General features: G+C 67.0%; 23 protein-coding genes. 10 read left to right on the top strand and 13 right to left on the bottom strand.

Features of this window, described 5'->3' with window-relative positions; all coding sequences use genetic code 11:
* Positions 1-4 precede the first annotated feature (4 nt).
* Entirely contained in the window at positions 5-430 is a 426-nt protein-coding gene (locus tag AB0M51_RS11745; protein WP_344187860.1) for a hypothetical protein, read from the bottom strand.
* 336 nt (positions 431-766) lie between these two features.
* Here AB0M51_RS11745 and AB0M51_RS11750 point away from each other — a divergent pair, with 336 nt between their 5' ends.
* The 3 genes from AB0M51_RS11750 to AB0M51_RS11760 all read left to right on the top strand — a co-directional run bounded on the left by AB0M51_RS11750 (position 767) and on the right by AB0M51_RS11760 (position 2,578).
* Positions 767-1,096 (top strand): hypothetical protein, encoded by a 330-nt coding sequence (locus AB0M51_RS11750; RefSeq protein ID WP_344187859.1) that lies wholly within the window; start codon positions 767-769, stop codon positions 1,094-1,096.
* A 47-nt stretch (positions 1,097-1,143) separates the two neighbouring features.
* Entirely contained in the window at positions 1,144-1,764 is a 621-nt protein-coding gene (locus AB0M51_RS11755) for an NAD(P)-binding domain-containing protein (RefSeq protein ID WP_363749173.1), read from the top strand.
* A 145-nt stretch (positions 1,765-1,909) separates the two neighbouring features.
* A complete protein-coding gene (locus tag AB0M51_RS11760; protein WP_344187857.1) occupies positions 1,910-2,578 on the top strand; it encodes a sigma-70 family RNA polymerase sigma factor in 669 nt (222 codons plus the stop codon).
* A gap of 21 nt (positions 2,579-2,599) precedes the next feature.
* On the opposite strand, the gene AB0M51_RS11765 is transcribed toward AB0M51_RS11760, so the two are convergent.
* From AB0M51_RS11765 to AB0M51_RS11780, 4 genes are read right to left on the bottom strand one after another with little or no spacing between them, the layout of a single operon-like run.
* The gene (locus AB0M51_RS11765; protein WP_344187855.1) at positions 2,600-2,902 is read right to left on the bottom strand and encodes a DUF427 domain-containing protein; all 303 of its coding nucleotides are present in this window, start codon (positions 2,900-2,902) and stop codon (positions 2,600-2,602) included.
* A gap of 60 nt (positions 2,903-2,962) precedes the next feature.
* Positions 2,963-3,736, bottom strand: coding sequence for an SDR family oxidoreductase (locus tag AB0M51_RS11770; RefSeq protein WP_344187854.1), 774 nt, complete (start codon positions 3,734-3,736; stop codon positions 2,963-2,965).
* Complete coding sequence (locus AB0M51_RS11775; protein WP_344187853.1) at positions 3,729-4,724, bottom strand: GNAT family N-acetyltransferase; 996 nt, start codon at positions 4,722-4,724, stop codon at positions 3,729-3,731. The genes AB0M51_RS11770 and AB0M51_RS11775 overlap by 8 nt, the downstream gene beginning before the upstream one ends.
* Complete coding sequence (locus tag AB0M51_RS11780) at positions 4,721-5,164, bottom strand: DUF5709 domain-containing protein (protein WP_344187852.1); 444 nt, start codon at positions 5,162-5,164, stop codon at positions 4,721-4,723. The genes AB0M51_RS11775 and AB0M51_RS11780 overlap by 4 nt, the downstream gene beginning before the upstream one ends.
* A 131-nt stretch (positions 5,165-5,295) precedes the next feature.
* Between AB0M51_RS11780 and AB0M51_RS11785 the strand changes: the two genes are divergently transcribed.
* The gene (locus AB0M51_RS11785) at positions 5,296-5,922 is read left to right on the top strand and encodes a TetR/AcrR family transcriptional regulator (RefSeq protein ID WP_344187851.1); all 627 of its coding nucleotides are present in this window, start codon (positions 5,296-5,298) and stop codon (positions 5,920-5,922) included.
* Positions 5,923-5,949: 27 nt separating this feature from the next.
* On the opposite strand, the gene AB0M51_RS11790 is transcribed toward AB0M51_RS11785, so the two are convergent.
* On the bottom strand, positions 5,950-6,588 hold the full coding sequence (locus AB0M51_RS11790) for a TetR/AcrR family transcriptional regulator (RefSeq protein ID WP_344187850.1): 639 nt from the start codon (positions 6,586-6,588) through the stop codon (positions 5,950-5,952).
* 4 nt (positions 6,589-6,592) lie between these two features.
* On the bottom strand, positions 6,593-7,372 hold the full coding sequence (locus tag AB0M51_RS11795; protein WP_344187849.1) for a GNAT family N-acetyltransferase: 780 nt from the start codon (positions 7,370-7,372) through the stop codon (positions 6,593-6,595).
* 98 nt (positions 7,373-7,470) lie between these two features.
* On the opposite strand from AB0M51_RS11795, the gene AB0M51_RS11800 reads away from it, so the two are divergent.
* On the top strand, positions 7,471-8,130 hold the full coding sequence (locus tag AB0M51_RS11800) for a hypothetical protein (RefSeq protein ID WP_363749178.1): 660 nt from the start codon (positions 7,471-7,473) through the stop codon (positions 8,128-8,130).
* Between the two features lie 55 nt (positions 8,131-8,185).
* Positions 8,186-8,722, top strand: coding sequence for a GNAT family N-acetyltransferase (locus tag AB0M51_RS11805; protein ID WP_344187847.1), 537 nt, complete (start codon positions 8,186-8,188; stop codon positions 8,720-8,722).
* Positions 8,723-8,835: 113 nt separating this feature from the next.
* Here the strand turns inward: AB0M51_RS11805 and AB0M51_RS11810 are convergent, their stop codons facing one another.
* From AB0M51_RS11810 to AB0M51_RS11825, 4 genes are read right to left on the bottom strand one after another with little or no spacing between them, the layout of a single operon-like run.
* Positions 8,836-9,747 carry a zinc-binding dehydrogenase gene (locus AB0M51_RS11810; protein WP_344187846.1) on the bottom strand — a complete coding sequence of 304 codons (912 nt, stop codon included), beginning with the start codon at positions 9,745-9,747 and terminating at the stop codon, positions 8,836-8,838.
* A 5-nt stretch (positions 9,748-9,752) separates the two neighbouring features.
* A complete protein-coding gene (locus AB0M51_RS11815; RefSeq protein ID WP_344187845.1) occupies positions 9,753-10,577 on the bottom strand; it encodes a carbohydrate ABC transporter permease in 825 nt (274 codons plus the stop codon).
* Positions 10,574-11,449 (bottom strand): sugar ABC transporter permease, encoded by an 876-nt coding sequence (locus AB0M51_RS11820; protein ID WP_344187844.1) that lies wholly within the window; start codon positions 11,447-11,449, stop codon positions 10,574-10,576. Before AB0M51_RS11820 ends, AB0M51_RS11815 begins: the two co-directional genes overlap by 4 nt.
* Complete coding sequence (locus AB0M51_RS11825; protein WP_344187843.1) at positions 11,427-12,803, bottom strand: extracellular solute-binding protein; 1,377 nt, start codon at positions 12,801-12,803, stop codon at positions 11,427-11,429. Before AB0M51_RS11825 ends, AB0M51_RS11820 begins: the two co-directional genes overlap by 23 nt.
* Before the next feature lie 114 nt (positions 12,804-12,917).
* Here AB0M51_RS11825 and AB0M51_RS11830 point away from each other — a divergent pair, with 114 nt between their 5' ends.
* Positions 12,918-13,970 carry a LacI family DNA-binding transcriptional regulator gene (locus AB0M51_RS11830; RefSeq protein WP_344187842.1) on the top strand — a complete coding sequence of 351 codons (1,053 nt, stop codon included), beginning with the start codon at positions 12,918-12,920 and terminating at the stop codon, positions 13,968-13,970.
* A 13-nt stretch (positions 13,971-13,983) separates the two neighbouring features.
* Here the strand turns inward: AB0M51_RS11830 and AB0M51_RS11835 are convergent, their stop codons facing one another.
* Positions 13,984-14,913, bottom strand: coding sequence for a LysR family transcriptional regulator (locus AB0M51_RS11835; RefSeq protein WP_344187841.1), 930 nt, complete (start codon positions 14,911-14,913; stop codon positions 13,984-13,986).
* A gap of 83 nt (positions 14,914-14,996) precedes the next feature.
* Between AB0M51_RS11835 and AB0M51_RS11840 the strand changes: the two genes are divergently transcribed.
* The 3 genes from AB0M51_RS11840 to AB0M51_RS11850 are packed head-to-tail and all read left to right on the top strand — an operon-like array spanning position 14,997 to position 18,356.
* On the top strand, positions 14,997-15,695 hold the full coding sequence (locus AB0M51_RS11840; protein WP_344187840.1) for a succinate dehydrogenase cytochrome b subunit: 699 nt from the start codon (positions 14,997-14,999) through the stop codon (positions 15,693-15,695).
* A gap of 1 nt (position 15,696) precedes the next feature.
* Positions 15,697-17,625: a fumarate reductase/succinate dehydrogenase flavoprotein subunit gene (locus AB0M51_RS11845; protein ID WP_344187839.1), complete on the top strand. Its 1,929-nt coding sequence runs from the start codon at positions 15,697-15,699 to the stop codon at positions 17,623-17,625.
* Positions 17,622-18,356 (top strand): succinate dehydrogenase/fumarate reductase iron-sulfur subunit, encoded by a 735-nt coding sequence (locus tag AB0M51_RS11850; protein ID WP_344187838.1) that lies wholly within the window; start codon positions 17,622-17,624, stop codon positions 18,354-18,356. Before AB0M51_RS11845 ends, AB0M51_RS11850 begins: the two co-directional genes overlap by 4 nt.
* On the opposite strand, the gene AB0M51_RS11855 is transcribed toward AB0M51_RS11850, so the two are convergent.
* Entirely contained in the window at positions 18,353-18,643 is a 291-nt protein-coding gene (locus AB0M51_RS11855; protein WP_344187837.1) for a DUF1330 domain-containing protein, read from the bottom strand. The genes AB0M51_RS11850 and AB0M51_RS11855 overlap by 4 nt on opposite strands.
* Between the last annotated feature and the right edge of the window lie 40 nt (positions 18,644-18,683).

An 18,683-nucleotide genomic window follows, 5' to 3' on the forward strand; every position in this document is an offset into this window, starting at 1 on the left:
GCCCTCACTCTTTGCCGGGGTCCCGCGGAGACTCGCTGACCAAGCTCCTCGCGACCTGTGCCAGCGCCATCTCGGCGGCGATCTCGAGTGGGGTGATGCTGCGGGTCGTCAGCGACAAGAGGTAGCCGCCTTGGAGCGCGGCCGCGAAGGCTGTGGCCAACGCTGCCGGATCGGCGCCGCAGACCAGCAGATTGTTGCGCTGGAGGCTGGTGAATCCGGCCGAGAGGTCATCCCAGATCCGAAGCGTCCGGGCGGCGGACAAGGCATCGATGCCGGCAGGATGAGTAGGGGACGTGTGCCGGACAGGTCCTGTCTTCGAGTCCAGGTGCCGCCGGTGATGGGCGACGAGACTGTCGGCCCACTCGGCCAGTTGCTGCGGTGAATCGAGGCAAGGCACGGTGGCCTCGTCGGTGGGCTGGTCCGGGATCATGGTGTTCCTTCAGAAGACATCGGAGCTGGTGGAGGCCTAGCGAGGTGTCCGTCTCTCCGCCGGTTCGTGGAGCGCCACTCGGCGTCCTGACCCGTCCTTCTTCGCGCCCGATCGGAGGATCCCCGTCCGCGAGTCGAACCACTCGACCGCTGTGGGGAGTTGCTGGTCAGCCATGGCGTGCACCTCTGAGTGCGGGTCATCAGTTGGGATGAAAGAACTATATCGTCCTCTTATCGCCCACATGCTGTCGCAGGTAGTCTTATTATGAGAAGGTTGCTGCACTCAGAACAAGGACTAGATGGTCCAGTATGGTGTCAATGGAAGGTGCTGGTCGCGATGACTCACGTACTGCAGGGAATCTGGGCTGAGGACGGCGCGGCGGTCGCGGCTGCTGACATCCCGAAGGCTGTGACCGCCGGACGGTTGGTGTACGCCGACGGGGCGGCCCAGGTCTTCGCCGGCGACGGGAAGACGACCTACACCGAGCGCGGCGGCGACAGTGCGGGGGAGTGGTACGTCGACGACCAGGGGTGGTTCTGCTCGTTCTGGCCGCCGTCGTACCGGGCCTGCTACGCGCTTCGCTGGATCGTCGAGGACACGCGGATCGTCGGACTTCGGTTCACCGGGCTCAACGACGGCGTGACATTCGACGGCCGGTACGAGTAGCGACCAGCGCACGGCCCTCCGGTGGAGGGGGAATCGGGAGGGGATGGATGGCGGCGACGATCGGCATCGTGGGCTCAGGTGCGGTGGGGCGAGCTCTGGCCGCGCATGTCGTCGCGTCGGGCCAGGACGTCGTACTCTGCAACAGCCGTGGGCCGGCCACCCTGGAATCCCTCGTGCAGGAGCTCGGGCCAAGGGTGAGCGCGCTCGAGACGAGCGAAGTCGCGGCTGCGGATCTCGTCGTGCTCGCGATCCCCTGGCCGGTGGTCATTCCGCTGCTCGAGCAACTGCCCCCATGGCACGGTCGGATCCTCGTGGACGCCACAGCACCTGCGAGCCGCCTGCGACTACCGGAATCACGTGACTTCGGCAGCCTCACGTCGAGCGAGGTCGTGCAGGCGTCCGCTGCCGGCGCGAGGGTGGTCAAGTCTTTCTGTACGTTGTCTGCAGCTGTGCTGGCCCTGCCTCCCGTGACCACGACCGGGCGGCGGGTGATGTTCCTGTCCGGTGACGACGCGGACGCCAGAACGGAGGTCGGTGCCCTCATTGACGGCATCGGCTACGCATCCGTTGACCTGGGTGGCTTGGCGACCGGCAGCGCCTTGCAGCAGCCCGGTGGTCCCCTGGCTGGTCTGGATCTACGGCTCGAGCGTTGCGCCTCCGTCGAATAGGACGATCTAGACCTGTTTGACGAAATCCCTTGACCGGTAGTCGCCTATTGAATCGGGCGATTGCACAGGTTGGACGAAGCGTCTAATGGACTATATAGTCCAAGTTATCGACCATCGGTCGGTGTGCTGATCGCGGGAGAGTCCAATGAAGAGAGAGAGTTCCGAGTCCTTGACGCAGGTGCGGGTCGTCTCTCCAGAGGTTGCAGGGGAGAACCAGCTCTGGGTTCGCGACCTGAGTAGCGACGGGGATCGGTGGGAAGCCGCGAGTCGTCGCCTGTACGACGTTCTCTTGAGGGCGGCACGGTCCGAGGCCGGGCGCCGTGCCGCCCGGCTGCGGCTCGGCGGCCCGGAGCTGGACGACATCGCCCACCAGGCCGCCGCGGACGCGCTCCTGACGATCTGCGGCAAGGTCGGCACCTTCCGCGGCGACTGCAAGTTCACCACGTGGGCGTACAAGTTCGTGATCTTCGACGTGGCCGCCAAGGTCAACCGGCACTTCTGGCAGCGCGGCGGCGTCGCGTTCGACGACGAGGACTGGGAGCGTTTGCCGGCCCGGCTCGGCATCGAGCCGGAAGCGCATGCCGAGAGCCGGGATCTCATGCAGGCCGTACATCGCGCCGTCAACGAGACTCTGACCGCCAAGCAGCGGATGGTCTTCGTCGCGCTGGTGCTGAACGGGATGCCGACGGATGTGCTCGCCGATCAGCTCGGATCGACGCACAACGCGATCTACAAGACGATGTTCGATGCCCGCCGCAAGCTGCGGACAGCTCTGGTCGAAGCCGGCTACCTGCCGGAGCAGCAGGTCGCATGACCGGCAGTAGGACCTGGCGGTCTACTCGAGGGCTACTCGGGTGGTGTCGAAGGCCACGTACGCCGTGAAATCGTGTCCGACCGTTTCGATCGCGGATCGCTTGGGATGCGGATAACTCCAGGCCGCGTCGACGTACTCGTGGTGCGGTGTCTCGACGCTGTAGTAACGAGCCGCCCCCTTCCACGGGCAGACGTAGGGAGTCGGGCTCTCCTTCAAGGTCCCGATGGTCAGTGAGTCCGGAGGGAAGTAGTGGCTCCCTTCGATCGTGATGATGTGTTCCGGGGAAGCGTCGGCGATCAGAACGCCGTCGATCGATGCACGCACTGTGATTCCTTTCAGAACGGTCCGGCGGCCGCGCTCGTCCGAGTGCGGCCGCCGGAGTTGTCAGTTGCGACCGGCCATGACGCCGCCGTCGACGTTCAGGATCGCGCCGGTGATCCAGCCGGCCTCCGGGGAGAGGAGGAACACGATCGAGGACGCGATGTCCTGGGCGGTTCCGACCCGTCCCAGCGGGTGGAAGCCGTCGAAGCTCTTCACGGTCTCCTCGAGTTTGTCGGCGGGAACGAACCCTTCGTACAACGGCGTAGCCACCACCGCGGGAGCCACCGCGTTGACGCGGATACCGTCGGCCGCCAGTTCCATCGCGAGGTTGTGTGTCAGTGCGTGCAGGCCGGCCTTCGCCATCGAGTAGCCGGTTGCCGGCGTCGCGGCGATCGCCTGATGGGCCCACATACTGCCGATGTTGACGATCGCGCCGCCGGAACCCGCGGCCTGCATTCCCCGTACGACGGTCTGCGTGAGGAAGAAGGTGGCCCGGCTCAGCTCCAGGTACGAGTCGTAGTCCTCGCCGCTGTAGTCGAGGTATCCCTTGGGGATGAAGAACCCGGCCGCGTTGACCAGCAGCGTCGCGTCGGAGTGTTCGGCGGCGAGCTGGTGCTGCACCTCCTCGACCTGCCGGCGATCGGCCAGGTCCGCGGTGATGCCCCAGGCCTTGCCGTTCTTGCCGAGCTCGGCGACCGTCGCGTCGACCTTGTCCTGCTGACGCCCGACGATCACCGCCTCGCCGCCACGCGCGACGACGTCCAGTGCCGTCTGCCGGCCCATCCCGCTGCTTCCACCGACCACGATGAGCTTGCGCCCTTCGAAGTAGTCATTCATGAGTTTCTCCTTGGTGAGTTGTGGTGCCGTCGTCCGGGGTCCCGAACAGGTAATGGGAGAAGGCCGAGTGCTGATTGACGGGCTCGACCGGTTCGGTCGGGAGCCCGCGTCCTTCCAGCTCGTCCCACGTGGAGTCGGCGATCCGCCAGAGCTGACGCGCGACCCGTCCGGCGACACCGGTGTGCGGCGAGTTGGGGTGCGGTCGCGTCGGCGAGCTCCACTGCCGTTGCGCCAGCGTGCGGGCCAGGTCGGTCGCGTGGTCGGTGCCGTGGAGCTGCTCGAGACCGGACACGATCCGCGCCTCCGTCGATTCGTGCTCGGTCAGGAGGCGTTCGGCTTCTTGCCAGGTCTTGGCGGCGCTGAGATTGAGGAAGCGTGCGTCGCCGTACGCCCTGCCCTTGAGCACTCGCAGCGCCTGCTCGAGCTGTTTGAGATTGCCGAGCAGGACCGCGGCATCCTCACCGGCGGACGTCCGGGCGGCGGCGAGCAGTACGTCGGCGACGGCCGCTGCATGCTGTGCGGCGACGGCCGTGAACTGGTCCATGATGCGACGCTGTTCGAATCGGTCGACGTTCGGATCTTGGGAGCGCGCAGCGAGTTCTCTGAGCCTGGAGTGCTGTGCGTGGACGAGCTGCTGCAGCGGGGCCTGCTGCTTGTGGTCCGCCGCTACCGGCGGGTGGGCCGGATCGAGCACGACGACGTACTCCGGGTTGACCTGGAGGAAACGCTCGACCGCGGGACAGTAGTTCGTGACCCGGACGCCCGTGGTGATGAGGTCGTCCAGGACCGCCTTGATCAGTGCTGTCCCGAGTCCGCGGCCGCGCTGATCGGCCGCGATCTCGGTATGCCCGAGGACACGTCGCCGGCCGAGGAGGCGGAAGTCGAGGGTTCCTACCGTCGTGCCCGCGGCGAGTAGCTCGTACCTTCGCAGTTCGTCGTTCTCGAGCACGGTCAGGCTGCGGGCGGGGTCGTTCGTCAGCGTTCTCATGAGTCGAGCTCGTCGAGTTCGAACGGTTCGTCGTCCACGACGTGGATCGCCGCTTCTTCAGCACTCGCGGCGCCGCCGTCGATGCCGACGTCGGCGGCGACGAGCTCTTCCTCGAGGTCGAAGTGCGACCCCTCGTCCGGAGCCACCAGCCGGCCGGCGCGATCTCTGCCGATCTCCGGGCCGTCCACGTCCTCCGGCGGTACGGCGTACGGATCGATGTCCGGCTCCTCCTGCGCGAGCCGCTGCTCGAAGGTCTCACCGCGAAGCGCCTCCGCCGCGGTCGTACCGAACCCCTCACCGGCCGACCACTTCTCCGGCGGCGAGTAGCCCTCGTCGAGCAGATCGGCCACTCCACGCCCGTCGAGCGTGTCGGAGGACTGCAACTGGTCCTCGTCGTCCACGCTGTAACTGCCGTAATACTCCCGGCTGACCTCGCTCATTCGTCCTCCTACCGGCAACCGGCGACATGCCGGGCTCTCAGGAGGGTTGGTGGCGGCCGGAGCGCCGATACTTACGCCGGTTTCCAGTCGTGCGCACCCGTTGTTCGTGACCGAAACGATAAGCTCGTCCTGTGTCCGAGACCGTGAACGAGCTCGATCGCCGCCTCACCGCTCGCGGCGCGGCCACCCGAGCCCGGATCGTTGCCGCCGCCGATGAGCTGATGGGGCTCAAGGGCGCGGCGGCGACCACGCTCGACGACGTCACGACGGCGAGCGGGACGAGCAAGTCACAGTTCTACCGGCATTTCAGCGACAAGTCCGCGTTGGTCCAGGCGGTGATCGCGTTGCGGGGCAGCCGGGTGCTCGAGCGCGAGGAGCAGTACTTCCGCCGGGTCGACTCGTTCAGCGGGCTCGATCGGTGGTGCCGGGCCATCCTTCAGCGGGTCACGGCTCGCCGTGGCGCCATGGGGTGCGAACTGGGCGCGCTGTCGACAGAGCTCTCCGACCATGACGAAGCCGCCCGCATCGATCTCGACGCGCACCTGACCGCCTGGATCTCGCTGCTGACCGACGCGCTCGAGCGGATGAAGACCAACGGCACGCTGACTGCGGACGCCGAGCCGAGGAAGCTCGCGACCGGCATCATGGCGGCACTGCAGGGCGGATATGTGCTCGCCCAGGCGGCCCGTGACCCCGGGCCGATGGAGGTCGCGCTCACGCTGGCGATGGACTCGGTCCGCGCGTACGCCGCCGAATAGCAGGGAGCGCTCGGCCGGACCCGATCTTCAGCGGTCGGCGAAGGTTTCGATGCGGTCCAGCGCCATGTCCAGCGCGTCGGCCATCAGTTCAGGGCTGTGTCCGTTCTGGGCAAGGATGTATCCGCCCTGCAAGGCGGCGAGGAGGCCGGTCCCGAGTTTGCGCGGGTCGAAGTCGCTGGTGAGGACGCCGAGATCGCGCAGCCGGGTCAAGGTCTCGACGAGCAGCTGTTGCCAGGTCCGGAACGCAGCGGCCAGTGCTTCGCGGGACCGTTCGTCGTTGTCGGACAGTTCGCTGGACATGGCGCCGAGAGCGCATCCGTACGAACCGTCGTGGAGCATGTTCGACTGGACGAGGGCATCCCGCCACCGCCGCAGCCCGGACAGATTCCGTACACCTTTCAGGCGGCCTGCTTCGCGGGCGAGCACCGATCGTGACTGTACGTCGATCACCGCGTGAATGAGCGTGGTCTTGTCCGGGAAGTGGTCGTACAGCTGCGACTTGCTGGTGCTGCTCGCCGCGCGTACGTCGTCGAGCGTGGTCGAGCCGACGCCCTTGACGTAGAAGAGCCTGGCGGCCGAGTCGAGGATGCGCTCGCGAGTCTGCTGGCCGCGTTCGGTTCGGGCAGACGTTGCTTCGGAACCATTCAGGTGGTTGCGGTCCGACATGACGTCACTCACTCTGACGGGCGGCCCGGACCGGCCGGAGCAGGTCGCCGTACTGTGGGTTCTTCTGGACGAAGTGGTCCACGACCGGGCAGTAGTTCGACACCTCCAGCGATCTCGTCCGGATGTCGTCGAGTGCGCCGCCCACCAACGTCCACGAAAGTCCGCGGCCGCGGTAGGTCGGTTCGACCACTGTGTGGGTGATCGACAGCCGCGAGCCGATCACGTGGTACACGAGGAGTCCGGCCTGTTCGCCGTCCACGAGCAGTTCGTAGTACTCGTCGTCGGCATGGTGGACCACGCTCACCGCCGGCGCGGTCGGGCTCCTGTCCGCACTGTCGACACTGTCGATCGTCATCAGGTCGGCCAAGGGAGCGAGCCAACCTGCTTCGAATGCTTCGGCGGGAAGGGTCGCCTGCCAGGTCAGACCCGATCCCGAGTGATTGCGGAAATGCAGGACGACCCGCCAGGTTCCTTCCGCGTCGTGAAGTTCCGCTGCTGTGCGCAACTGCACCCGCACACTGCTCGGAAGCGAGCTGAGCACCAACGGCTGCGTCCGCAACGGCAGGACCGTACAGCCATCCTGTGATCGCGCGCCATCAGCCTGTTCGGTGCTCCAGCTCGCCAGCACCACATCCATCTCGGGATCGCCGAACAGGCCCGCGGTGACACTGAAGTCCACGGGCCGGCCGCCCGCGATCGTCTGCTCGGCGGCACCGGTGACCGCCAGCTCACCGCCGGTGAGGTAGAAACCCGTTCCTTCGGCCCGAAGAACCTGATCAGTCATCACTGCTTCCCGTGTGCTGTTTGTCGGCGTCGCCGCCATCAATAGTGGACTATATAGTCCATTGCCGGATTAATGTACCCCTTCGACAGCGTCCGCAGGTGTATCTCGCGGGTCCGGGGCTGGTCGCGCCGTTCGGGTTGGTTGCGACGATGGTGTTCGCCGGAGCTGTTGTTTTCAGCAACGTCCGCCGGACCGGCGGTCGGCGTCGGCCCGCGCGTGCGGTGGTCGTGATCGCGGCCGGTGCGGTGGTTCTGGCCGGACTGCCGATCGTGATGAAGCTGGTCAACGTGTCCGCCGAACAGCGGCGGATCGAAGCGGTCGTCGCGCGGCCGCTGCAGCCTCGCCTCGACGACGCGTCCTGGTCGGGCGTGCGCTACTCGGATGCGGGCATCGACTACGTCGTGACCGTGCAGGCGGTAGGTGGCTCACGGTCCGCGGACGTCAACGTCACGACCCGCAGGCTCGCCGACGACCAGGAACCGTGCACCGGTTTCACCGACCGCACGGACGGTTCGGTCACCGGGTGCGCCGTGCTGGATTCCGACGTGTGGAAGGCGCAGGGTGCCCACGGTGAGGTGCACTACTTCGTGCGCGCCGAGGCTGGTCAATGGGCGTACGTACGATCCGAACGGTACGACTACTTCCAGCAGTGGCACGACGCGCAAGCCGCGCGGATCGCCCGCTCCCTCGAAGCAAGGTCGACCTGGCCGCTGGCCGCCGACGCCGCCGACTGCGAGTACTGCCAGTGGTTCACCTGACCGGTCACCGGTTAATGCCTTTGTTCGACGGACTGCCGAGGTCGAGGATGGGGCCATGGCAACTGGTATCTCCCCGGCAGTTCGTTTCGTCGATATGACCGGTACGGCGCTGAGCGCGTTGCTGGCCGGCGACCGCCCCGCGGCAGAGGCGGAGCTCGGCTTCGCCCTCGGCGACGAATTCCTCTCCGACCGGGCCAAGTGGCTCTGGCAGTACCGTCTCGATCAACTGGCCGGGGATCCCAGCGCCTTCGGGTGGCTCGTCAAGCTGGCCGTGGTCGATGACGTCGTCGTCGGCTATGCCGGTTTCCACGGTCCACCGGACGCAAACGGCATGGTGGAGATCGGCTACACGGTCGACCCGCCGTACCGGCGACGAGGTCACGCCCGGTCGATCCTGACCGCCCTCCTGGAGCATGCGGCCGCCGAACCCGCCGTACGGACGGTGCGGGCCACGATCAGCCCCACCAACCAGGCGTCGCTGGCCACCATCGCGGGCTTCGGCTTCGTCGAGAACGGCGAGCAGTGGGACGAGGAGGACGGCCTCGAGCTGATCTTCGAACGCCCGAGCCGGGTCACGACAGTCAGCAGTTGAAGTACTTCGAGCTCTGGAAGCTGCCATGTCACAGCCTTCCAGGGACCACTGTTTGCGGGGGGAGACCGGACGGTGGTTCAACCTGTGCCTGCCCCCGTTCCTGACCGGCTGCCTCAGGAGAGCTCGATGACTGCTTTGACGAAGCCGGGGGGCTTCTTCTCGAGCAAGGTGAAGGCATCGTCTGTTCGTTCCAGTGGGAAGCGGTGGGTGACCAGCCGGGTCAGGTCGATGCGGCCGGCGGCGATCATGTCGAGTCCGGCCGCGATGCTGGTCCGGAGCAGGGAGCGGTCGCGGACGTGGGCGTTGATGACGTCGATGGCCTTCCAGTTCCAGGCCTGGAGGTCCACCTGCCGGGTTCCCTGGTGGTAGCCGAGGACGGAGATGCGGCCGTGCGGGCGGACGAGTTCGGTGGCCAGGTCCAGCCCGGCCTGACTTCCGGACGCCTCGATGACCAGGTCGACGTCGGACAGCCCGGCAGGTAGTCCCGTCGGTGAGTAGGCGTCGACGACGCCGATCTCGACCGCGGTCGCGCGCGCGTCGTCGCGCAGGTCGATGCCTGTCAGCCGGGCCGCGGGCGTGCAGGCCAGTAGCTGGGCCATGCACAGTCCCATGAATCCGAGCCCGATGATCACCACTCGCTCGCCGAGCCGGATCGGTGCGCGGCGAAGTGCTTCGGCGACGCAGCCCAGTGGCTCACCGAGAGCCAGATCCTGCGGAACCCCCGTCGGCAGCGGCACGATGTCGGCCGGTTCGGCGAGGACGAAGTCGGTGTACGAGCCCACGAAGCGACCTGTTACCGAGGATCCGAGGGTCAGTTCGACGCCGGCACCGATCTCGACGGCAGTGCCTACCGGCTCGTGGCCGATTGTGCCCTGGCCGTCGCGCCACTGCGACAGATCGCTCGCGCACAGGCCGTTGGCATGGACTTGCACCAGGACCTGCCCGGCGCCGGGCGCAGGCACCTCGGTCGATGTGACCCGTCCGCGGCGCGAGGCGACGAGTTCGTACTGTCGGTTTGCTGTCATTGAACTCATCCTTTGACTCCTCCTGAGGTCACGCCCTGGATGAAACTCCGCTGCAGCAGGACGTACACGATCAGGGCCGGTGTGGTGACGATGAACGCCGCGGCTGCCAGTCCGGGCACGTCGGTGACGTGCTCTCCGAAGAAGAACGCCAGGCCGGCGGGTGCGGTCTGGACGGACGGGTCGGACGCCAGGACCAGCGCCAGGAGGAACTCGTTCCAGCTCCAGATGAAGAACAGCACCGTCATCGTGGTGATCGCCGGCATCGCGCCCGGGACCAGGATCCGCCAGAGAGTCGTCCAGGAGTTCGCTCCGTCGAGGCGCGCCGCCTCGACGAGCGCACGGGACGTGGACAGGAACTGCGCCCGCATCCAGAACGTCCCGAAGCTCACGAACAGCGCAGCCTCCGGCAGAATCAGCCCGGGGTACGTGTTGCTGAGTCCGATCGCGCGCAGGTCGTAGTACAGCGGGATGATCGTCGCCTCGAACGGCATCAGCAGCCCGACCAGGAACAGTACGAACAGCGGCTTCATACAGCGGAAGCGCATCGTCCCGAACGCGTAGCCGGTCAGGATGCAGATCAGGCCGGCGAGCGGTACGACGACGAGCGCGACGATCCCGCTGGATCGCAACAGCGTCGAGAAGTTCGCGACATTCCACGCGCGGGCGTAGTTGCCGAAGTTGATCGTGTGCGGCAACGCGAGCCCGGTCGGCGCCTGGTCCGGCGGGTACAGCGAGATCAGTCCGATGCTGACGAACGGCAGGACGGCCAGGACGCCGCTCAGCAACAGCAACGCGTGCGTGCCGACGCGGGACGCGGTTCCGTTCCTCATGCGGGCTCCTTCGAGAGTCGGCCGATCAACGCGGTGATCGCGAAGATCAGGACGGTCAGGACGACGGCGAGACTCGACGCCGAACCGACCTGCCCGCGGCTGAAGGCGCGCTCGAAGATCTCGAGGCCCGGCACCGACGTGGAGGTACCCGGTCCGCCCTTGGTCAGTACGTACACCAGGTCGAAGCTCCGTAGACCGGCGACCACGGTCAGCGTCACCGCGACCGAGATCTCCGCCCGCAGCCCGGGCAGCGTGACGTACCGGAACTCGTCGACCGGTGAGGCGCCGTCGATCCGCGCCGCGGCGTACAGTTCCGGATCGATCTTCTGGATACCTGCGACGAACAGGACCAGGCACAGCCCGGTCAGCAACCACGACCCGATCAGCCCGATGGCCGGCAACGCCCACCCGAAGTCGCCGAGCCACGCCCGACGCGTCCCCAGGACCGCGTTGACGATGCCGTTCGGCGCGTACATCCATTGCCAGGCGACCGCGATCACCACGAGCGACACCGACTGCGGTACGAACAGCACGGTGCGGTACGCCGTCATCCCGCGCACCGGCCGGCGCGTCATCAGCGCCGTGATGAACAAGCCGAGGCCGACCGGAATCACCGAGTAGAAGACGATCAGTACGGCGCTGTGCAGGAAGAGTTCGCGCAGTCGTGCGGCGGCGAAGATCTTCTCGTAGTTGGCCAGGCCCACCCACTGCCCGACGGACGCGCCGTCCCACTGGAACAGCGACAGCCAACCGGTGTGGATCAGCGGGAGCAGGACGAACAGAGAAGTGAGCAGCAGGCCGGGCAACAGGTACAGGTATGCGATCCGTCGTGGTTCGCCAGGTGGTGCGTCACGACCCGGAGTGGTAGTCATTCCAGTTCTCCTGCACAGTGTGGGCGAAGGCCGTGGGCTGGAGCTTGCCGGCCATGACGGACTGGATGGCGGGGAAGGCGGCGTCGCCCAGGGAAGGTGTCGCGAAGTCGAGATAGGGGACAAGACCGTTGTCCTTGATCGCGGCGCGCCAGGCTGCCGTCACGTCGCTCGCGGTCCGCGACTGCCGGAAGCCGGCCGGCAGGTCGCCGAACGGAAGGAATCCTCCAGCCACCGCTGTGGTGGTGCCGGCCGGACCGCCGAGGTAGTCGAGGAAGAACGCCGCCAGATCCGCCTTCCGCGATTTCGCCGAGATGGTGTACGGATTCGCGAGCCAGCCGGTGGCCGCGGCCGGCCCGCCGGCGGTCTTCGGTGGCAGCAGGAAGAAGCCTCCGTCGTCCTTCAGCGCGGCCGAGATCCTGGGAATCTGCCACGAGCCGGTGATGTAGAACAGGCCCTGTCCGGCGCCGAAGTCCGCGATCGAACGGTCGTTCGTGACGCCGTTGGCATTGGCCGGCAGATAGCCCTTCTGCTCCCAGTCGCGCAACGTCTGCGCGGCCGCCACGATGCCCGGCGTCTCGAAGGTCGCACCCGGCTTGCCCCGGATCCAGTCCCGGACGACCTGTGGGTCCTCGGTGACGTTCATCAGGGTGGACAACACATGGTTGGCCGGCCACTGTTCGAGGTTCCCGAGTTGGACCGGGAGTACGTCGTTGTCCTTGGCAACTTGCAGGTCGCGCTCGAATTCGCCGTACGTCCGTGGGACGCTCAGGCCGAGCTTCTTCAGTGTCGCGGCGTTGTAGTAGACGCCGACCATGTTCCCGCCGATCGCCTGGCCCCAGTACTTGCCGTCGCCGAGCGTCTTGCCGTCGGGCTTCGCGCGGAGCAGGTCGAGAACTGACGACGGATAGCGGCTCCTCCACGCGTACGCGTCGTAGTACCCGTCCAGAGGCCGGACCAGTCCGGCCGGCACCAGGGTGCGGGCCATCACCACGTTGGCCTGCGCTATGTCCGGTGCGTCGGCCTCGGACAGCGTCAGCTTGATCGTCTTGCTGTAGCTGTTGAAGTCCTTCGACGTACGGTGCACGGTGACATTGGGGTACGCCGCATGGAACTGGGCGACGAGCTTGTCGAGGGCCGCGCCGAGTCCCTGCCCGGCCGGGTCGAAGTCGGTCATCGTCAGCGTCACGTCGCCCAGGGCGCGAACCTCGTCCGGCGTCAGCTTCTTGATCGTGGCCGGCTGATCCGGCTTCCCGGCACTGCTGCTGCCCGGTGTCAACGAGCTGCACGCTCCGACGGCCAAAGATGCCGCCAGGATCGCTGCACCTGCTCCGAGCCTCCGTCGCTGCTCTTTCATGTTGCTGCCTCCGGTTGTGTGGATCGTTCCACATGTGGAACGATCCACAAGGTAGAAACCGATCGGCGGCGCTGTCAACACTTCGGGATAGGTTGGCCTCGGAAGGAGGGACCGGTGGAGGAGATCGAACGTTCGGCGAAGCCGCCGACACTCGCGATGGTGGCGGCGCGGGCAGGGGTCGGGCGGCAGACCGTGTCCTACGCGCTGAACATGCCGCAGCGCGTGGCGCCGCAGACGCTCGCCAAGGTGCGGGCCGCGATCGACGAGCTCGGCTATCGGCCGAATCGCGTCGCGCGCTCACTTCGAACCCAGGCGACCAGGACCATCGGTTACCGCATCCAGCCGACGCCGCACGGCGTACCGAGTCCGGTGCTGGACCGGTTCGTGCACGCGCTCGCGGGGACGGCGCGCCGGCAGGGCTACAACATCCTGCTCTGCGCCGCCGAGGACGACGGTGAGGAGCTCGAGGTGTACGACGAGCTCATCCGGACTGCCGCCGTCGACGCGTTCGTGCTGTCAGACCCGGTCTACGACGACCCGCGGCCCGCCTGGCTGGCCGAACGCGGCGTACCGTCGGTGTCGTTCGGCCGGATCTGGGGGCGCGAGCACGCCAGCGCCTGGGTCGATGTGGACGGTGCCGCCGGCACCAGGGCGGCCGTCGACCACCTGGTGGAACTCGGGCATCGGCAGATCGCGTTCCTGGGACGGCCTGAGGACCGCGCCACCGTCGACGACCGGTTCCGCGGGTGGAAGTCCGCCGTACAGGACCACGGCCTGAGCGTTCGCGGGCGCGTTGTCCGTGGACCTGCCGAGTCTCTGGGGCAGGCGCGCGAGGTCGCAGCAAGGTTGTTCGGGGGAAAGCGGCCGCCGACGGCTGTCGTCGCGTCGCACGATCTCCTCGCGATCGCCTGCTACCACGAGGCGACGCGTCGCGGGCTGCGCATCGGCGACGACCTGTCGGTCGTCGGCTTCGACGACAGTCTTCCGGCCCTGATGGCGCAACCCGCACTGACCAGCATCAATCAGCCCTTGGAGCTGGTCGGGCAGGAGATCGTCCGCCTCGTCGTCGGCATTCTCGCCGGCGAACTACCGCCCGACCACGAGGTGGTCCTCCAGCCCAGCCTCGTCGTACGCGAGAGCACCCGCCCGGCCACGCCACACCACTAGGGCGGCCTTCCAGCTACCTCGGCTTCTTCACCAGGGACTGGGTGCCGCGGGGGAGGGTTGCCTTCTCGCCCAGGTGGTCGGTGATCACGTCGCGCAGCGCTCGTACTGCTCTGGTCGGCTTGACGTCTTCGCGGTAGGCGAGGCGAACGACCCGGCTGAGTCCGGGTGCCTCGAATCGCGTGACGCGGAACCGGTCCTTGACCACGGTGCTCGGCACGATGGCGATCCCCATGCCGGCGTCCACGCACTCCAGGACCGCGTCCATCTCACCGCCTTCGATCGCGAACGACGGCTCGAATCCTGCGGAGCGGCAGCCGTCCACGGTGGCGTCACGCAGGTCGTAGCCGCGGCGGAACATCACCAGCGGCCGGTTCTCGAGGTCGCGGATCCGCATTCTCGATCGCCGTACCGGTGCCGGTCGGTGCTTCGCCGAGATCACGACGAGTTCCTCGATGAACAGCGGTTGTGCGGCGAGCAGGCGCTGCTCGTGCAGCCGGGAGTCGACGATCATCGCCAGGTCCAGCGTCCCTTCCGCCACGTCGTTCTGCAGATCCCGTGAGCCGCTCTCGCGCAGTACGAGGTCGATCGCGGGATAGGCGGTGCGGAAGCCGGCCAGAATCGTCGGCAACAGCCCGGTGCACAAGCTCGGTGTGGCGCCCAGGCGTACCCGGCCTCGCGCCAGCATGTCGAGCTCCCGGACGGACTGGTACGCCAGTTCGGTGTCCGCGAGGATGCGCCGAGCGATCGGCAGGAGTGTCTCGCCGGCCTCGGTCAGCGACAGGTTTCCCCGGATGCGATGGAAGAGTTCGGCACCGACGTCACGCTCGAGGGCACGCACCTGTTGCGAAATGGACGGTTGGGCGACCCGCATGAGCTCGGCGGCCTGGGTGAAGTGCCGGGTGTCGGCGACGGCGACGAAGTAGGCGAGCTGGTGGAGCTGCATGATGCCATCATAGGCAGCGTCTATCGTACTGAGATCGAACTGCTCTTTGCCCTCTGATCATCGATCGGCATACCGTCGAGGACGTGTCCACGGATCTGGCGGTAGAGCCTCGAAAGCGAACGTCGGCCGGCCGGCTCTGGTCCTCGACGATCGGGAAGAAGGCGGTCATGGCAGTGACCGGCCTGGCTCTGGTCGCGTTCCTGTTCGCACACATGCTCGGGAACCTCAAGGTCTTCCTCGGTGCCGCCGCCATGAACGACTACGCGGCCTGGCTGCGCACGATCGGTGAACCGGTGCTTCCGGCCGGGGTGTTCTTGTGGATCCTGCGTGCCGGCCTGGTCGTCGCGACCGCGTTGCACATCACCGCTGCCGTCCAGTTGTCCCTCCGGAGCCGGCGCGCGAGGCCGGTCCGGTACGTCCACCGTCAGCGGATCCGCGGCCGCTCCGTGACCGGCACGATGCGATGGGGCGGCGCCACTTTGGTGGTGTACGTCGTCTGGCACATCCTGGACCTGACCGTAGGTGTGGCGAACCGCGACTACGTCGCGGACCAGCCGTACCACAACGTCGTGGCCGACTTCGGTGTCTGGTGGGTCAACCTGGTCTACATCGTGGCTCTGGTGATGCTCGGCCTTCATCTGAACCACGGCTTCGCCAGTGCGGCCCGCACACTCGGAATCGCCGGCCCGGTGACCCGAGCTGTCGGCCGCGGGTTGGCTGTCGTGATCACGGCCGGATTCCTGGCCGTCCCGATCGGTGTGATGACCGGATTGGTTGCCTGAAATGACGGAGTATGTCGTTGGTTCCCCCATCGCCGACACGAAGGCGCCGGACACCGAGCTGGAACGGCGATGGGACGAACGGAAGTTCCGGGCGAAGCTGGTGAACCCGGCCAATCGGCGTAGGCACCGGGTCATCGTCGTCGGTACCGGGCTCGCCGGCGCGTCGGCCGGTGCGACCTTGGCCGAGCAGGGATACCGGGTCGCACAGTTCTGCTTCCAGGACTCGCCGCGCCGGGCGCACTCGGTCGCCGCGCAGGGTGGCATCAACGCGGCGAAGAACTACCGGAACGACGGCGACTCGGTCTACCGGCTGTTCTACGACACGGTGAAGGGCGGAGACTTCCGCTCCCGGGAGAGCAACGTGTACCGGCTGGCGGAGATCTCCGCACAGATCATCGACCAGGCCGTCGCCCAGGGTGTCCCGTTCGCACGGGAGTACGGCGGCCTCCTGGACACCCGGTCCTTCGGCGGGGTACAGGTGCAACGCACGTTCTACGCCCGCGGTCAGACCGGTCAGCAGTTGCTGCTCGGCGCCTACCAGGCGCTGTCGCGGCAGATCGACGCCGGCCGGGTGGAGATGCATGCGCGTACCGAGATGCTCGACCTGGTCGTCGTCGACGGGCGCGCCCGCGGGATCGTCGCACGCGACCTGATTACGGGACGGGTCAGCACGCACCTGGCCGATGCCGTCGTACTGGCGACCGGTGGCTACGGCAACGTCTTCTACCTGTCGACGAACGCGAAGGGCTCGAACGCGAGCGCGATCTGGCGCGCACACCGCCGAGGAGCGTACTTCGCGAACCCTTGCTTCACACAGATCCACCCCACTTGTATCCCGCGCTCCGGCGATCATCAGTCGAAGCTGACCCTGATGAGTGAGTCGTTGCGCAACGACGGCCGGATCTGGGTGCCGAAGCGGCCGGGGGACACCCGCGAGCCCGGCCGGATCCCGGTGGACGAGCGCGACTACTACCTGGAGCGGATGTACCCGAGCTTCGGCAACCTGGTGCCGCGGGACATCGCGTCGAGGGCGGCGAAGAACCGCTGCGACGCCGGCTTCGGCGTCGGCCCCGGTGGACTGGGCGTGTACCTGGACTTCAGTGACGCGATCGGCGAGCTCGGCCGGCCCGCGATCGAGGCGCGCTACGGGAATCTGTTCGAGATGTACGAGCGCATCACCGCCGAGGACCCTTATCAGGTGCCGATGCGCATCTATCCGGCGATCCACTACACGATGGGCGGTCTCTGGGTCGACTACGACCTGCAGAGCACGGTTCCCGGACTGTTCGTGATCGGGGAGGCCAACTTCTCCGACCACGGCGCGAACCGGCTGGGTGCGTCGGCGCTCATGCAGGGTCTGGCGGACGGCTATTTCGTCGTTCCCACGATGATCAACGACTACATCGGCAGCAACACGCTCGAGGAGGTTGCCGCGCGTCATCCGTCCCTGATCCAGACGCAGAACGAGGTACGGACCCGGTTGGACCGTCTCCTTGGGATCAACGGGACGCGCACGGTCGATTCGTTCCATCGCGAACTGGGTCTCCTGCTGTGGGACGAGTGCGGGATGTCACGCAACGCCGCTGGGCTGCGGTCCGCCTTGAAACAGGTGCCTGAGCTGCGGGCGGAGTTCTGGCGGTCGGTCCGCGTTCCCGGGCAAGGGGCGGAGCTGAACCAGGAACTCGAGAAGGCCAATCGGGTTGCGGACTTCCTCGAGCTGGCCGAGCTCATGCTGCTGGACGCCCTGGTGCGCGAGGAGTCGTGTGGCGGGCACTTCCGGGAAGAGCACCAGACCGCCTCCGGCGAAGCGCAGCGGGACGACGCGCGCTTCGGACACGTCGCCGCCTGGGAGTACGGCGACACCCCGGTGCTGCACCACGAGGACTTGATCTTCGACCATGTTCATCCGACGCAACGGAGCTACACGTGAAACTCACGGTCCGCATCTGGCGCCAGTCCGGCCCCGAGGACCCGGGACGGATGATCTCGTACGCCGTGGACGGCATCAGCCCGGACATGTCCTTCCTGGAGATGCTCGACGTCCTCAACCAGGACCTGATCGCCCGCGACGAGGTACCCGTCGCGTTCGACCACGACTGCCGGGAAGGCATCTGCGGTGCCTGCGGAGTCGTCATCAACGGAAGACCGCACGGATCCGAGCAGACAACGACCTGCCAGCTTCACATGCGCGCCTTCCGCGACGGGGACGTCATCGATGTCGAACCGCTACGGGCCAAGGGTTTTCCGGTGGTCAAGGACCTGGTGGTGGACCGGTCCGCGTTCGACCGGATCATCCAGGCCGGCGGCTACATCACCGCACCGACGGGCAGTGCGCCGGAGGCCCACGCGACGCCGGTCGCGATGAGCGATGCCGAGGTCGCGTTCGACAACGCGGCCTGCATCGGCTGCGGTGCCTGCGTGGCGGCGTGCCCGAACGGGTCGGCGATGCTGTTCACCTCGGCGAAGGTGGCGCACTTGAACGTCCTGCCACAGGGCCTTCCCGAGCGTGAACAGCGAGTACGGAACCTGGTCGCCGCCATGGATGCCGAAGGATTCGGGGGCTGCACCAACACCGGAGAGTGTGTCGACGCGTGCCCGAAGGGGATCCCCTTCGCCAGCATCGCGAGGCTCAACCGCGAGTTCTTGCGCGCGTCGCGCTAGAGGCCTTCGGTGATGCGGAAGTCGCGTTCGACGCCGTCGGACAGGGCGAGCAGCGCCTGCTGGTAGGCCTCGCTCGCGTGCGTTGCGACGGCCTGTTCGAAGCTGTCGAACTCGATCAGGACAACGCGCTCGGCGATGCCGTCGTCGTGGGCAACTACCCGCCCGCCGCGGACGAACACCCGTCCGCCTCCGGCCGCGACGGCCGGACGGGCCAGTTCGTTGTAGGCAGCCAGCTTGTCGGGGTCGGAAATGCTGCGATAGACGCTGACCCAGTAGCCCTTGGCCACGAGAACCTCCAGTGTTCGGAAAGTGTGCGTCGGAAGAAGA

Source organism: Kribbella sp. NPDC051137 (assembly GCF_040682535.1).
Taxonomy (GTDB): Bacteria; Actinomycetota; Actinomycetes; order Propionibacteriales; family Kribbellaceae; genus Kribbella; species Kribbella karoonensis.

What these genes read in the sequence shown, in the direction of transcription:
- AB0M51_RS11820 (WP_344187844.1), bottom strand. Translation starts at nt 11,449, where the DNA reads ATGACTACCACTCCGGGTCGTGACGCACCACCTGGCGAACCACGACGG.
- AB0M51_RS11760 (WP_344187857.1), top strand. Translation starts at nt 1,910, where the DNA reads ATGAAGAGAGAGAGTTCCGAGTCCTTGACGCAGGTGCGGGTCGTCTCT.
- AB0M51_RS11825 (WP_344187843.1), bottom strand. Translation starts at nt 12,803, where the DNA reads ATGAAAGAGCAGCGACGGAGGCTCGGAGCAGGTGCAGCGATCCTGGCG.
- AB0M51_RS11755 (WP_363749173.1), top strand. Translation starts at nt 1,144, where the DNA reads ATGGCGGCGACGATCGGCATCGTGGGCTCAGGTGCGGTGGGGCGAGCT.
- AB0M51_RS11750 (WP_344187859.1), top strand. Translation starts at nt 767, where the DNA reads ATGACTCACGTACTGCAGGGAATCTGGGCTGAGGACGGCGCGGCGGTC.
- AB0M51_RS11790 (WP_344187850.1), bottom strand. Translation starts at nt 6,588, where the DNA reads ATGTCGGACCGCAACCACCTGAATGGTTCCGAAGCAACGTCTGCCCGA.
- AB0M51_RS11780 (WP_344187852.1), bottom strand. Translation starts at nt 5,164, where the DNA reads ATGAGCGAGGTCAGCCGGGAGTATTACGGCAGTTACAGCGTGGACGAC.
- AB0M51_RS11795 (WP_344187849.1), bottom strand. Translation starts at nt 7,372, where the DNA reads ATGACTGATCAGGTTCTTCGGGCCGAAGGAACGGGTTTCTACCTCACC.
- AB0M51_RS11835 (WP_344187841.1), bottom strand. Translation starts at nt 14,913, where the DNA reads ATGCAGCTCCACCAGCTCGCCTACTTCGTCGCCGTCGCCGACACCCGG.
- AB0M51_RS11810 (WP_344187846.1), bottom strand. Translation starts at nt 9,747, where the DNA reads ATGACAGCAAACCGACAGTACGAACTCGTCGCCTCGCGCCGCGGACGG.
- AB0M51_RS11805 (WP_344187847.1), top strand. Translation starts at nt 8,186, where the DNA reads ATGGCAACTGGTATCTCCCCGGCAGTTCGTTTCGTCGATATGACCGGT.
- AB0M51_RS11775 (WP_344187853.1), bottom strand. Translation starts at nt 4,724, where the DNA reads ATGAGAACGCTGACGAACGACCCCGCCCGCAGCCTGACCGTGCTCGAG.
- AB0M51_RS11770 (WP_344187854.1), bottom strand. Translation starts at nt 3,736, where the DNA reads ATGAATGACTACTTCGAAGGGCGCAAGCTCATCGTGGTCGGTGGAAGC.
- AB0M51_RS11815 (WP_344187845.1), bottom strand. Translation starts at nt 10,577, where the DNA reads ATGAGGAACGGAACCGCGTCCCGCGTCGGCACGCACGCGTTGCTGTTG.
- AB0M51_RS11845 (WP_344187839.1), top strand. Translation starts at nt 15,697, where the DNA reads ATGACGGAGTATGTCGTTGGTTCCCCCATCGCCGACACGAAGGCGCCG.
- AB0M51_RS11745 (WP_344187860.1), bottom strand. Translation starts at nt 430, where the DNA reads ATGATCCCGGACCAGCCCACCGACGAGGCCACCGTGCCTTGCCTCGAT.